General features: G+C 70.8%; 12 protein-coding genes. 4 read left to right on the top strand and 8 right to left on the bottom strand.

Annotated elements, in window-relative coordinates:
* The first annotated feature begins 102 nt into the window (after positions 1-102).
* Complete coding sequence (locus FLX07_RS19465; RefSeq protein WP_142572240.1) at positions 103-537, top strand: cupin domain-containing protein; 435 nt, start codon at positions 103-105, stop codon at positions 535-537.
* Between the two features lie 178 nt (positions 538-715).
* A complete protein-coding gene (locus tag FLX07_RS19460) occupies positions 716-928 on the top strand; it encodes a helix-turn-helix domain-containing protein (protein ID WP_268239485.1) in 213 nt (70 codons plus the stop codon).
* Between the two features lie 4 nt (positions 929-932).
* Here the strand turns inward: FLX07_RS19460 and FLX07_RS19455 are convergent, their stop codons facing one another.
* Positions 933-1,967: a ferritin-like domain-containing protein gene (locus tag FLX07_RS19455; protein WP_208762283.1), complete on the bottom strand. Its 1,035-nt coding sequence runs from the start codon at positions 1,965-1,967 to the stop codon at positions 933-935.
* Positions 1,968-2,253: 286 nt separating this feature from the next.
* Between FLX07_RS19455 and FLX07_RS19450 the strand changes: the two genes are divergently transcribed.
* A complete protein-coding gene (locus FLX07_RS19450; RefSeq protein WP_142572238.1) occupies positions 2,254-3,513 on the top strand; it encodes a cytochrome P450 in 1,260 nt (419 codons plus the stop codon).
* Between the two features lie 137 nt (positions 3,514-3,650).
* Here FLX07_RS19450 and FLX07_RS37075 read toward each other — a convergent pair whose 3' ends face one another.
* Positions 3,651-5,054, bottom strand: a complete 1,404-nt coding sequence (locus FLX07_RS37075) for a helix-turn-helix domain-containing protein (protein WP_208762282.1) — start codon at positions 5,052-5,054, stop codon at positions 3,651-3,653.
* Positions 4,963-6,420 carry an AAA family ATPase gene (locus tag FLX07_RS37070; protein WP_208762281.1) on the bottom strand — a complete coding sequence of 486 codons (1,458 nt, stop codon included), beginning with the start codon at positions 6,418-6,420 and terminating at the stop codon, positions 4,963-4,965. The genes FLX07_RS37075 and FLX07_RS37070 overlap by 92 nt, the downstream gene beginning before the upstream one ends.
* A gap of 376 nt (positions 6,421-6,796) precedes the next feature.
* Here FLX07_RS37070 and FLX07_RS19440 point away from each other — a divergent pair, with 376 nt between their 5' ends.
* Positions 6,797-7,531, top strand: coding sequence for a sigma-70 family RNA polymerase sigma factor (locus tag FLX07_RS19440; RefSeq protein WP_142572325.1), 735 nt, complete (start codon positions 6,797-6,799; stop codon positions 7,529-7,531).
* A 6-nt stretch (positions 7,532-7,537) separates the two neighbouring features.
* On the opposite strand, the gene FLX07_RS19435 is transcribed toward FLX07_RS19440, so the two are convergent.
* From FLX07_RS19435 to FLX07_RS19415, 5 genes are all read right to left on the bottom strand, one after another.
* On the bottom strand, positions 7,538-7,768 hold the full coding sequence (locus tag FLX07_RS19435) for a hypothetical protein (protein WP_142572237.1): 231 nt from the start codon (positions 7,766-7,768) through the stop codon (positions 7,538-7,540).
* Positions 7,769-8,018: 250 nt separating this feature from the next.
* Complete coding sequence (locus FLX07_RS19430) at positions 8,019-8,780, bottom strand: SDR family oxidoreductase (protein WP_142572236.1); 762 nt, start codon at positions 8,778-8,780, stop codon at positions 8,019-8,021.
* Positions 8,781-8,874: 94 nt separating this feature from the next.
* Entirely contained in the window at positions 8,875-10,122 is a 1,248-nt protein-coding gene (locus tag FLX07_RS19425; protein ID WP_142572235.1) for a low temperature requirement protein A, read from the bottom strand.
* Positions 10,123-10,310: 188 nt separating this feature from the next.
* Positions 10,311-11,045, bottom strand: a complete 735-nt coding sequence (locus FLX07_RS19420) for an SDR family oxidoreductase (protein ID WP_142572234.1) — start codon at positions 11,043-11,045, stop codon at positions 10,311-10,313.
* Positions 11,046-11,675: 630 nt separating this feature from the next.
* Positions 11,676-12,881, bottom strand: a complete 1,206-nt coding sequence (locus FLX07_RS19415) for an LLM class flavin-dependent oxidoreductase (protein WP_142572233.1) — start codon at positions 12,879-12,881, stop codon at positions 11,676-11,678.
* Between the last annotated feature and the right edge of the window lie 31 nt (positions 12,882-12,912).

Here is a 12,912-nt window from a genome sequence, read left to right as displayed (position 1 = left end):
GACGGCCTCGGTCGTGGGCACGTGTCACACATCGGGAAGCTGCCTTGTCTGAGCTGGTGTACGGCCGGAACCAGTCGGCCACCGTGTCGCGAAGGAGGCCCGATGAGCACCGATCACGCTCACCACTATGAGAACTACGGCAAGAGCGGTCCGCCGCCGGAGATCGACATGGTCGGCAACGTTCCGGAGGCCCCGCAAGTGCCGGAGGGGGCCGAGGCGATGACGATCCTGGTGACGTTGCCGCCGGACAGCGCCGGCACGCCGCCTCACCGCCACTCCGGGCCGGTGTACGGATTCGTGGTCAAGGGGGCGATGGACTTCGAGCTCGAAGGCGAGCCCGCGCGGGTCGTCCGGGCCGGTGAGACGTTCTGGGAGCCCGGCGGCGACGTGATCCACTACCAGGACGGCAACCACCTCGCCGACGAGGAGTCGGCGTTCGTGGTGACGATGTTCTGCGCGCCCGGGCAGCCGATGCTGACCGTGGTCGGCCCGGAGGAGCTGGAAGCTCGGCGGGACCGTCGGGCGCCGCGTTCATGACCAGGTCGCACTGACCGCGCTCGTCCGTGATCTGCTCGCACTCGCCCGCACGGCGGACCCTTGAGAGCAGGGAAAGCGGGAGCAGGGGAAGCGGGAGCGGAGAAGGCGGGAACCGGATCGGGTTCCCGCCTTCGGCTTTGGCGGGCTGAGCGCGAGCGGCGAGACCCCGCGCGTACGCGTGCAGGGGTCGTCGGCGCGGCTCACCGAGCAGGAGCTCAACGTGGCGCGCCTCGCGCGTGAGGGACTCACCAACCGGGACATCGGCGCGCGGCTGTTCATCAGCGCGCGCACCGCCGAATACCACCTGCGCAAGGTCTTCACGAAGCTCGGCATCAGAGGGCGTGCGGAGCTGAAGACCGCGCTCGCCGAGCTCGACTCCGAAGCGCGGTAGACGCTCATGAGCGGGACTCCGGCGGCACGTAGCCGAAGGTGGGGCTGGCCGTGGTGCCGTCGACGTCGGGCATCAGCATCAGGGCGTCGGCCTGGGCCTTGAGCGCGTACATCGTGCCGACGGCGGCCCCGAGCAGTTTCGGGTCGCCATTGAAGGCCTGCTCCAGCTGGTTCAACAGCGTGCAGTAGACGCGGTTGAACCCGTCCTGGGCGGTGCGGATCGCGCTGCCCGGGGCGTGGTCGGACAGTCGCGGATTGGGCCGCATCGGACGCACGGCGGCAGGGTCCACCGAGATCGTCTCGCCGGTCGGCCCGGACTGCGGGGTGTCGCCACGCCGGTAGCGCCGGCCGAGCTGGAGCTCCCGGAAGCGGTAGTAGTGGGCGACCTCGTCCCGATCGGGGTGGAAGATGTCCTGGTCCCCGTCCCAGACCTCACCCCGGGCCGTGCCCTCGCCCTGTTCGACGATCTCCCTCAGCGCGCCCAGCGCCGACTCCAGATCCTCCACCGCGAACAAGCCCCCCGCGGTGTGCCGGAAACGGCCGCCGCTCACCTGGCGCGCGGGGTCGCCGCAGAAGACCTCCCGCTCGCCCAGCCGCTCGCACAGGTGGCGCAGACCCTGTTCGATCGCGGCGTAGAACTGCCCGATCGTCTCGTAGCCGTCGGCCTCCGCAGGCGCGCCGGGCGGGGCCGGCCGTTCCAGTCGCAGGAACATCTCCAGGGCCTGCGGGCCGAACGGGAGCAACGACAGCTCCAGGTCGCTGTGGGGCAGCCGCCGGGGATACGGCGGCAACATCTCCGGCATGTCGAGGCGCGGCCGGCCGCCCACCGCGTTGAGCAGGTTCGCGGCCAGCGCCAGGTGCAGCATCTCCTCGGCGAAGACGCTGCCCACCACCTCCGCGGCCTCCGGATTGTGCTCCGGTTCCAGGGAGTAGAGCGCGCACAGGTACGGCGGCAACGTCGCGTGTTCCAGCTCGACCGCCCACTGAAGGTGCTCACGCAGATCGTCGAGAGTGGTGATCGGCGCCGGCCCGGTAGCCACAGTCCTCTGGGGTGTCAGATCCTTCATCGAAGTCCTACCTCACTGGCAGAAGGGGTCGTTGTGCGAGATGACCGCCCGGCGGCATGGGTCTCAGGGGGTGCCGGACCTTGGGGTGCCGGCCGGTCGCAGGCTAAGACCGGACAGCCGCCGGACTTGTGACAGCCGCCGCGAACGTCTTCGCGGTCTATGAGCTCCTCCTCGGAATCCGTCCGTTGACGGATGGTGCGGCATTTCGTACGTTCCGCGTAGGCCGCACCCCGGGCGACCCGGACCGGAAGGGGTTGCAATGACCGCCGAGCTGGATCCGCACGGGACTGAGCCCACCATCGGGCCCACCATCGAGACCGGCGTCGGGCCGGATATCGTGCCGGGGCCGCTTGCCACGCCACCACCGGAGTTCGCCCGCAGGCGCGAGTCGGGGCCGTTGGAGCCGGCGACCATGCCCAGCGGCGACCGCGTCCCGATGGCCGTCCGGTACGAGGACGTTCGCGCGCTGCTGGCCTCGCCCACATCCAGCCGCAATCTACGCATCCCCGGGTTGCCGCGGTTCGTGAGCGGCGTCGGCATCGACGACGACCCGGACGCGCTGATCAATCAGGATCCGCCGGAGCACACGCGCTACCGGAGGATCATGCAGGGCACCTTCACCCCGCGCCAAATCGAACCGTGGCGTCCCCGCGTCGCGGCGATCGCCCAAGAGCTCCTCGACGGCCTGGGCGACCGCTTCGAGCTGGTCCAGGGATACGCGCTGCGGCTGCCCGCCCATGTCATCTGCGCGATGCTCGGCGTGCCGATGGACCACTACGAGCAGTTCGTCCATTGGACGGACATGTTCCTGACCACCTCCACGGCCACCGAGCAGGCGCGTTACGAGGGCTACAGCGACTTCATGGCCTATGCCACCGAGCTGGTCGCCCAGCATCGCCTCTCGCCTGGCGAGGACCTCATCGACCTGCTCATCCAGGCCAGGGACTCCGGAGACCGGCTGTCGGAGGGCGAACTCGTCAACACCGTCTTCTCCCTGATCACGGCCGGTTACGAGACGACCGCCTCGATGATCGCCCGAGGCGTCTTCCGGTTGTTCCTCCACCCGAGCCAGTGGGACGAGCTGGTCGCGGACCCGGGCCTGACGGCCACCGCCGTCGAGGAGATCCTGCGCTTCGACGGGCCGCCCGCCAACGCCTTCATGCGCCGCATCACGGCGGACACCGACCTGCCCGGCGGCTCGCTGAGCGCGGGGACGGTCGTCATGCCGAACCTGAACGCGGCCAACCACGACCCGCAGGCGTTCCCCGAGCCGGGCCGGTTCGACATCCACCGTTTCACCGACCACCCTCCCAACCCCCACGTGGCCTTCGGTTATGGTCCGCACCGCTGCCTCGCCGCCAGTCTCGCCAGGGTCGAGCTCACCGAGGCGATCAGAGCCCTGGTCACCCGGCGACCCGCTCTCCGCCTGACCGACTCGCCCGAGTCGGTGGCATGGACCGACGGCCTGGCCCTTCGGCCGGTCGCCATGCACGTCACCTCGGCGGTAGGGGGTTCCTGAGCCGTGCACGTCACCTCGGCGGCCGGGGGTTCCTGAGCCATGCACGTCACCTCGGCAGCGGCGGGTTCCTGACTGAGGCGGGGCCGGGCGCGTCCGGCGGCTGGCGGCTGGCGGCGGCCGGCGGCGGCCGCCGGGCCTCAGGCCGTGGCCCCGGTCCCTTCGAGCAGCGCGGTGCTGATCTGCCTGCGGGACGCGATGCCGAGCTTCGCGAAGACCTTGCGCAGGTGCCATTCGACGGTGTGCGGGCTGATGAAGAGCTGAGCGCCGATCTCGGGGTTCGTCAGCCCGTCACCGGCCAGGCGCGCGATCTGCGCTTCCTGGGCGGTGAGAGCGGTGTGCGTCTCGACGGTGCGTTTGCGTACCGTCTCGCCGGTGGCCTGGAGCTCGCGCCGGGCACGTTCCGCGAACGCCTCGGCCCCCATGTCGCTGAGCATCTCGTACGCGATGCCCAGTTGCTCGCGTGCGTCGGCGCGGCGGTTCTCCCGGCGCAGCCACTCGCCGTAGAGCAGCCGGGTGCGGGCGAGCGCCGTCCGGACCTCGGTGCGGCCGAGCCGCTCGACCGCCTCGCGATACAGAGCATCTGCGGCCGGTCCGTCGCTCACCAGGGCGCGCGCGCTCGCCGAGGTGCCCAGAGCCCAGTCGGTGCCGCCGGCCCGGGCCATCTCGTCGAGTCGCCGGGCGGTTTCCGCGGCACGGGCCGGCCGTCCGCTCCGGGCGGCCGCCTCGACGAGCTCGACCATGGACGAGGAGGCCAGCCCCAGCTCCTGCGGGTGCTCGCAGCCCCGCTCGGCCGCGACGTAGGCCTCCTCATAGCGGCCGAGGCCGTTGTAGAGCACGGCGCTCGCCCACTGGGTGGCGGTCAACACCTTCCCTTCTCCTTCGAGGGCCCTGTCCCGGGTGATCGCTTCGATCACCTGACGTGTCGCGGCCTCCCGGCCCCTCCACGGGTGGAGCACCAGGGCGCCGTACTGGGCGAGGAAGCGGCTGCCCGTCACCTCACCGATCGTCATCGCCTCGGCGGCCAGAGTGCCGGCGACGTCGAGCTCGCCGGCGAAGACCCGATTCGACAGGCGCAGCAGCAGAGCCGACGGCAGCACCGACAAAGCTCCCGTCTCGCGGGCTAAATCGACCAGCCTCGCCGAGAGCACGGACCAGTTGTCGAAGTCCCAGACGTTATGGGCCATGCGGCATGCGAGCGGGAGCCAGCCGAGGCCTTCTTCCGCGGAGACGGCTTCGGCCCGGAAGGCGCTCAGGGCCTGCAGCAACATCGGCGCGCCCGCCGGGTAGCCCTCGGTGGCCACCACGGCCAGGCCGTTCAGGAGCAGGTCGTCACGCCCCGGCCGAGGCCCCGGCGGCGCGCCGAGCACCGCCTCCGCGACATCCGGCAACTGGGCGCCGCTCGGCAGACGGCCTGCGGTGAGAGCCGCGTACAGCGCGTCACGGTAGGTCTCACGGGCCAGCCCGGCGTCCAGCGGCTCCAGGTGCTTCCCGGCTCTGAGCAGCAGTGGCAGGGCCGCGCCGGCACTTCTGGACGCGAACACGATCTGACCGCGCAGCAGGCTGGACTGGGCGAGTTGGTGATCGTCGAGGGAGCCGCGCTCGGCCGCGTCCAGCAGTTCGAGCGCGGCGTCGTAGCCGCCGGGCCTGGTATTTGGCCCGTGCAGCCGCCAGCGCCCTGGCGCCTCGGCGGGCGGGATCGGGGGTCAGTTCGGCCGCTCGCTCCAGGAACGCCGCCGCCGCCGCGACGCCTCCGCGCGCCTGCGCCCGATCGGCGGAGCGCTCCAGCTCGGTGGCCACCGTCTCGTCGGGGCCGGCCGTGGCGTTGGCCAGGTGCCATGCCCAGCGGTCGGGATCCGACCGGGCGTCGGTCGCGTCGGCCAGCGCGCGGTGGACGTCCTGCCGGTCCTGCGGGGCTGCCACGCGGTAGGCCGCCGAGCGCAGGAGGGGATGGCGGAAACGCACCCGGGCACCGATGGTGATCAGCCCCGCCGCTTCGGCCGGGGCGGCCGCGGCCCACTGGATTTCGAGCAGCTCCGCCGCCCGCGTCACCAACGTCACGTCGCCCACCGGCTCGGCCGCCGCGACGAGCAGCAGCCGCTGTGTCTCGGACGGCAGCGACCGGACCCGCCGCAGGAAGCTCTGCTCGATCCGGCCCACGGGCGCCCGCACGCCGGGCCGCCCGAGCGCGCCCGCCGGTTCGGTGGCCGTCAACCCCTTCGGCAGCTCAAGCAGGGCCAGCGGGTTTCCCTGGGCCTCGGCGACGATCCGGTCACGGACCCGCTCGTCGAGCCGCCCAAGGATCACGGTGTCCAGCAGCGCGCGGGCGTCGCCGTCGCTCAACCGCCCCACGTCGAGTCGCGGCAGCCCCGTCAGCTCGTGTTCGAGGTGGGGCTCGCGCACTGCGAGCACCAGCCCGATCGGCTCCGCGAGCAGGCGTCGCGCGACGAAGGCGAGGGTCTGCGCGGAGACCTCGTCGAGCCACTGGGCATCGTCGACGAGGCAGACCAGCGGCCCTTTCCCGGCCACGTCGGCCAGCAGGTTGAGCACCGCGAGCCCGACCAGGAAGCGGTCGGGCGGAGGTCCGGCGCTCAGGCCGAACGCCGTACCGAGCGCGTCGCGTTGCGGGCCCGGCAGGTGACCGAGGTGATCCAAGAACGGGGCGCACAGCTGATGCAGGCCGCCGAAGGCCAGCTCCATCTCGGACTCGACGCCCGCCACCCTGGCCGTCCGGCAGCTGGACGCGCTGCTTCGCGCGTATTCCAGCAGTGCCGTCTTGCCGATGCCGGCCTCGCCGCACAGGACCAGGACCGAGCTGTTGCCGGCCTGCACGGCCGCCACGAGCCGGTCCAGCGTCTCGCACTCGATCTGCCGCCCACGAAGCCGCGACTCGGAACCTCCGCCTGTCATGGGCACCGCCCCCGCCGACCCTTCACCCGTTGACCGTCGACCGCCGGACGTAGGAGGCTACCCGCGCTCCCTCTCGGATCGGCGCGCAGCCACCTTTCCGCTGTCAACCCGGCAATCACCATCAGCCTGGTCATTATCGGCGGTCAGGGTGACTCTGCCTATAACGACCAGCGCGACGACCTCGGTGCGAAGCGGCCCAGGCCGCGCCCCCTGCCGCGCCCCCGGCGTTCGCCCCGGGTCCACTGGGGACCCGCGGCATGCGGGCCAGGGTGTCGACCACGTGCTCTCCAGGGCGCGATGAGAGGGCTCCGGGCGCGACCGTGAGCACAGCGGCAACCGCCGGATGCCGGGTGTGAACGGAGCCGAGATCGTGACGATGAACCTGTCGGGCCCGCACGCGGACCACGCGGACCACGCGGACCACGGGGACCACGGGGACCACGGGGACCACGGGGACCACGGGGACCACGGGGACCACGCGGACCGGACCGGCCAAGGATCGATCGGAAGACGGGACGGAGCCGCCTCGGCGTTCGCCGGCGTCGCACCCCGGCTCTTCGCGATCGGCCTGCGTGTCCTGCACGACGTGGGCGAGGCCGAGGACGTGGTGCAGGAGACGTGGCTGCGCTGGGCCCGCGCCGACCGCTCGATCGTCGTCGATCCGCCCGCGTTCCTCGCGCTGACCACCACCAGGCTCGCCCTCAACGTCGCCCAGTCCGCGCGCAGGCGCCGGGAGACCACTGCCGGCGCCTGGCTGCCCGAGACGACGGACCGCTCCGTCGGCCCCGAGACGGCGGCGGAACGGCATGAGGCGGTCGAGGCCGCGATCCGGCTGCTGCTGGAGAGACTGACCTCCGCCGAACGAGCGGTTTATCTGCTGCGCATGGCCTTCGACTACCCCTACCGCAGGATCTCCGAGATCCTCCATCTGAGCGAGGACCACGCGCGGCAACTCCTGCGGCGCGCCCGCCACCACCTCGCCACCGGCAGGCACACCCCGGTGAGCACCACCGGGCACCGGCGCCTCGTACGGTCGTTCCTGTCGGCCGCGCAGACCGGCGACCTGGACGAGCTGGAAGAGCTGCTCGCCGTCGGTGTCGCCCGCTGCTAGACCGCTCTACTCGGCGGGATCGCCGGGCCGGAGGTCGTCTTCCAGCACCTCCACCGCGGCGAGCAGACCCCGCAGGCCGATCTCCTCGCGTTCGGCGTCCGCCGGGTCGAAGAGCCAGTCGGTGACCGGCAGGGCGGCGGCGTCCTCCGGACGGCTGGACTCGACCTGGATCACCTCCGCCTCGACCTCGATTTCGAGCTCGTGCAGGAATTCGTTCTCGTCGCTCGGAACGGCCATCGTTCCTCTCTCCGTGTCTTGTGCGGATGGCTCGGCAGGGGCGGGACGCGATGACCGCGGCGACCTGCACTGCGTAGCCGGGACAGCAGCGCAGCCGGGACAGCAACGCAGCCGAGCCCGCAGCGCAGCCGGGACAGCAGCGGAGCCGAGACCGCGGCGCAGCCGGTACTGCGGCGCGGCCGGAGCGGCGGTGTGGCAAGTGATCGCGGTCATCGCGTTCGCCCTCGGGGGGATGAACCGCCTGGTCGGCTTACTTGCCGGTGGAGGTGCGGCCGAGCCAGTCGTGGTAGCGGATCGTGCCGAGGGCCGCGTCGTCGTCGTTGAGCGGAACGAGCGACCGCTCGGTCAGCTCGCTGCCGAAGTAACGCGCGTGCGGGTCGGTGACCACCTCGCGCGGGTCACCCCAGGCGATCAGCGCCTGCCGGAAGAACTCGTCCATGAGGGACTGCTCGGGCCCGGCGATCTCGATCTTGCCGTTCAGCGGCGACCCCACCGCGGTCCGGCCGACCGCCTGGGCGACATCGTCGCCCGCGATGGGCTGGAAGAGCACCGGCGCCATGTGCACCTTGCCGTCCACCGTGGCGTCGTCCGCGATGCCCCGGGCGAACTCGAAGAACTGGGTCGAGTGCACGAGCGAGAACGGGATCCCCGACTTCTCGATCAGCTGCTCCTGGGCGATCTTCGCTGCGAAGTAGCCGTTCTCCGGCATCCGCTCCGTTCCCACGATCGAGACCGCGACATGGTGACCTACGCCGGCCTCCGCCTCCGCGGCGAGCAGGTTGCCCGTGGAGGTCTCGAAGAACTTCAGCACCGCGGCCCTCTCGAACGACGGTGAGTTCGACACGTCGACCACGACCTTCGCGCCCGTCAGCACCTCGGCGAGCCCCTCGCCGGTCAGCGTGTTGACGCCGGTGTTCGGCGATGCCGCGACCGCCTCGTGGCCATGCTCGCCCAGCTTCTTCACCAGCTTGGACCCGATCAGGCCGGTGCCGCCGATTACCACGATCTTCACTGCGCTCTCCTTCTGTCCGCCGGGTCACTTCGTCGTCACCCGGTCGCCAGCTAAGACCGGACAGCCCTCGGGGTTGTGACGGCGACCGGCAGGTTCACGTCAACTCGTCATCGGTCACGTGGTCATGACGGCGTGCTCCGGTGCGGGACCCGGCGGCCGCCGTCCAGATCGTGACGGCGACCAGCAGAACGCAGACGGCCGCGATCGCCGCGACCATGCCGGCCACGCCGATCCAGGGCGTCGCGAGTGGCAGCGACAGGACGATGACGACGCACCCCAACACGGCGGCCGGGTACATGATGGGCTCTGCGACGACAATCACGTGTACGGCCCACAGCAGGGCGAGACACACCCCTACCGGGACGGCGACCGCGTAGCCGAGCGCCGGCGACGCCGCGACGCCGTGCCCGCTCTTCTCCACCGTCACCTCGAGCCCGGCGCCGAGGGCTGCCAGAGCCGCGAAAATTCCATAGTGGCCATATCCCCACAAATAGGACCGATGACGACGATCACTGAGACCGTCCCCCGCAGGCCCGAGGAAATACAGCCACCAAAGAGCGAACAGCAGGATGAGGCCGGCGACCGCGATCACGACGAAGGGACCGCCGACCGCGTCCGCCTCCAGCGCTCTTCCGACCCCTCTGCTCGCGGCCAGCACGCTCTCACCGAGCAGGATGATCGTGAACAGGCCGTAGCGCTCGGCGATGTGGTACGGGTGCCAGTTGGTGGCCCTGGCCCGCTCCGCCCACCACGGCACCGCGAGCTCCAGGGCGGCCAGGCAGACGAAGAACGGCAGGCCGAAGGACGCGGGCAGGACTCCCGTCTCCACGAGGACGAGCCGCGACAGCCAGCCCAATTGCAGGAAGGCGATGCCGCCGGCGTAGCGAAACGCGGTGCGGCGCCGCGCCGGGTCTTCGAGACCGGCCCGCAGCCATTGGGCGACGAGCCCGACTCTCATGACGAGGTAGCCCAGCGTGATGACCCCGTAGGCGGAGTGGCTCGCGGCGGCGGGCACGCCGGCGGCGAGGACCAGCACGCCGGCCATCTGCACCATGGTCAGCAGCCGGTAGGCGACGTCGTCGGTGTCGTAGGACGAGGCGAACCACGTGAAGTTCATCCACGCCCACCAGATCGCGAAGAACACCTGAAGGAACGGCACCAGCCCGGCCAGGCCGTGACCGCCGGCGATGTCGTGCGCGAACTGCGCGGTGACGGCCGCGACCGCGACCACGAAGGTGAGATCGAACAGCAGCTCGAGCTGACTCGAAACGCGGTGCGGCTCATCGATGGCACGGGCGCTCATCCGGACCCGGATCCGGATCGTGGTGCCTGCTGGGGGCAAGGTCCTGCTCCTGTCGCTGTGCAACGTACGGTCCGCCCCGAAGACAGAGCAGAGTTTCGATCTGTGACAAGGCGGCGCCGGGATCGCGCGCTTCCGGCTGCGGGAATGCGCGGAACGGGCGCCGGTGGGGCGCGGGTGGGTGGGGGCGTGGGTGGGCTGGGGTGGGGTGGGGGTGGGGTGCGGTCCGGTCAGCGCGTGAGCCACTCCCGATAGGTGGTCCCGGCGATGACGGCGCCGTCCTTGGCGACGAGGGCGTGGCCCGAGACGGCGGCGTACATGCCGGCGCTGTCGTCGGTGACGACCGTGCGGTGGTCGCCACGGGCGGCGAGGGTGATCCTGCCCAGCTCGTCGAGCGCGAGGACCTCGGGGCCTGCGATGTCCAGAGTGCCGCGCAGCGGGACGCCCCCGCTGACGTCGGCCACGGCCCGGGCGACCTCGTCGGCGGCGATGGGCTGCATGAGGGTGGCGGGCAGGCGGACCGTGTGCTCGTCGGAGGTCCAGGACAGCACCGTGCCGATGAACTCGAAGAACTGCGTGGAACGCACGATCGAGTACGGCACGGGGCCCGCCTTGAGCAGGTCCTCCTGCAGCACCTTCGCACGGTAGTAGACCGAACCGGGCACCAGCTCGGCGCCCACGATCGACAGGATGACCGCGTGGCCGACGCCGGCCGCCTCGGCGCCGGCCAGCAGGTTGTCCATCGTCTTCCGGAAGAAGGCGGGCGAGGCGTCGTCGAAGGTCCGCGGCTTCGTCAGGTTGACGACGACGTCGGCGCCCGCCAGCGCCTCGGGCAGGCCCCGCCCACTGAGCAGGTCCACTCCGGTGGACGTCGAGTGTGGCACCGCCTCGTGCCCGCGGGTGTTCAGGATCTCGACCACCCGGGATCCGATGAGGCCGGTCCCGCCGATGACAGCGATCTTCATCTCCTGGCCTCCCGTCGTCGGACACGACGAAACGCTATAGGCACTTCAGCCAGGCCACGATGGGCAGGCTCACTCCGTCCGGTGTCCTGACCCATCGGTATCCCGCCTCGACTCTGGCGCCCGCAGGTCGTGGGCTGTTCGTCTGTTTGTCCCAGAGACAGGAGGGGCGACCGCCGACCGTGGGCTGACCGGCATCCGTCCACACCACGTTGCCGTAAAAGCTTGAGCTGACTCCGTTGTCCGCCTGGAAAGCCCCCTTCTTACCCTCCGACGTGAGGAACGCATGACCCTCGGCCACGCGGAGCGGCACGGTGCCGAAAGGCAGCCGGGTCGCGATGAAACCGCCGGCGAAGAGGGCGACGACAACGACAACGGCAAGCCACGCTCGGCTCAGCGGAACTGGTTTCGTCAGCGGAGCGAGGGGCATGTCCGCACTGTATCGCGGCAATCGCGCGATATGTCTGCGCTTTTGTGCGCACCTATCTCAGCCCCACACGGCATTTGGTTCGCAGCAGGGACGATGAACTGATCGGTGAAATTCTGAAAGGCGGGATTGCGACGGCTCCGGAGGCCGGCGAGCTGCTTTTCGCAGAAGTCGCCGTTTCGTCATAAGCGGGGCGTCTCCCGCGCTCACCGGCGCCTGCCGGCGGCGACGAGTGAGGAGGCGCCGGTCGGTGCGGGCGCGGAGGTCCGCGGCGGGGTGTAACCGGCGGGACGCAGCGGGCCGGGGTCGTCGTGCGTCACCGGCAGCAGCGGCATCACCTGCTCGCCGAACCGGTACGTCTCCTCCAGCAGTGGATTGCCCGAGACGATGAACGAGTCGATTCCCAAGGAGTGATACTCGCGGATGCGTGCGGCGACCGACTCGGGGCTGCCGACCAGCGCGATGCCGGGGCCGCCGCGGATCAGGCCGAAGCCCGACCACACGTTCGGGTAGACCTCGAGCTCCTGGGCGAAGCGCGGCTTGACCCCCTTGTGGAAGGCGAGCTGCCGCGCCTGCCCCACGGACTCCTGCTTCGCCGACTCGGTCTGCACCCGCGCGACGACGCCGTCGTCCACGTGGTCCAGCATGTCCTGCGCCGCCGCCCAGGCCTGCTCGTCGGTGTCCCGGACGATCAGGTTCAGCCGGATTCCGAAACGGATGGAGCGGCCGTGTCTCGCGGCCCGGGCACGTACGTCGGCGATGAGCTCCGCGGTCTCGGCGGGCGGCTCGCCCCACGTGAGGTAGTTGTCGATGTGCTTGGCCGCCACGTCGCGGGCGATCGGCGATGCGCCGCCGAACCACAGCGGGGGGTACGGATCCTGAAGGGACAGGAACGCGGCCTCCGCCCCCCTGATCTTGAGATGCTTGCCGTCGAAGTCGACGCGTTCCCCGCGCATCAGCGCCCGGTAGACGGTGAGGAACTCGTCGGTGTGCTCGTAACGCTCCTCGTGCTTGAGGTGCACCCCGGCGGCATCGAGCCCGATGTGCCCGCTCACGACGTTCAGGATGACCCGGCCGCCGGAGTTCTGGTCGAGCGTCGTCGCGAGCTTCACCAGCGACGTCGGCGTGTACACCGATGGGTGCACCGCGATCACGAACTTCATCCGCCGGGTGGTGGGCACCAGCGAGGCCGCCGTGATCCAGGGGTCCATGCCGCCGGTCGGCTGAGTGGCCAGCAGCGCGCCGTAGAAGCCGTTGACGTCGATCGACTTCGCCCACGCCTGGACGTACTCGAAGTCGACCGGCCGCTTCCATCTCGGGTCCCACGGATACCTGCCGTCATTGGCGATCAGGTACCACAGGATCTCCAGCCTGCGCTCGGGGAGCGGCGGGAGAAGGTCGGTCTCGGTCATCGGCGCGCTCCGTCGGTCGTGCTCGTGCTGT

The organism is Microbispora bryophytorum (assembly GCF_006874465.1).
In the GTDB taxonomy this organism is placed as follows: Bacteria; Actinomycetota; Actinomycetes; order Streptosporangiales; family Streptosporangiaceae; genus Microbispora; species Microbispora bryophytorum.
The sequence above is the reverse complement of the archived record's forward strand: the minus strand, read 5'-3'. Positions and strand labels throughout refer to the sequence as shown.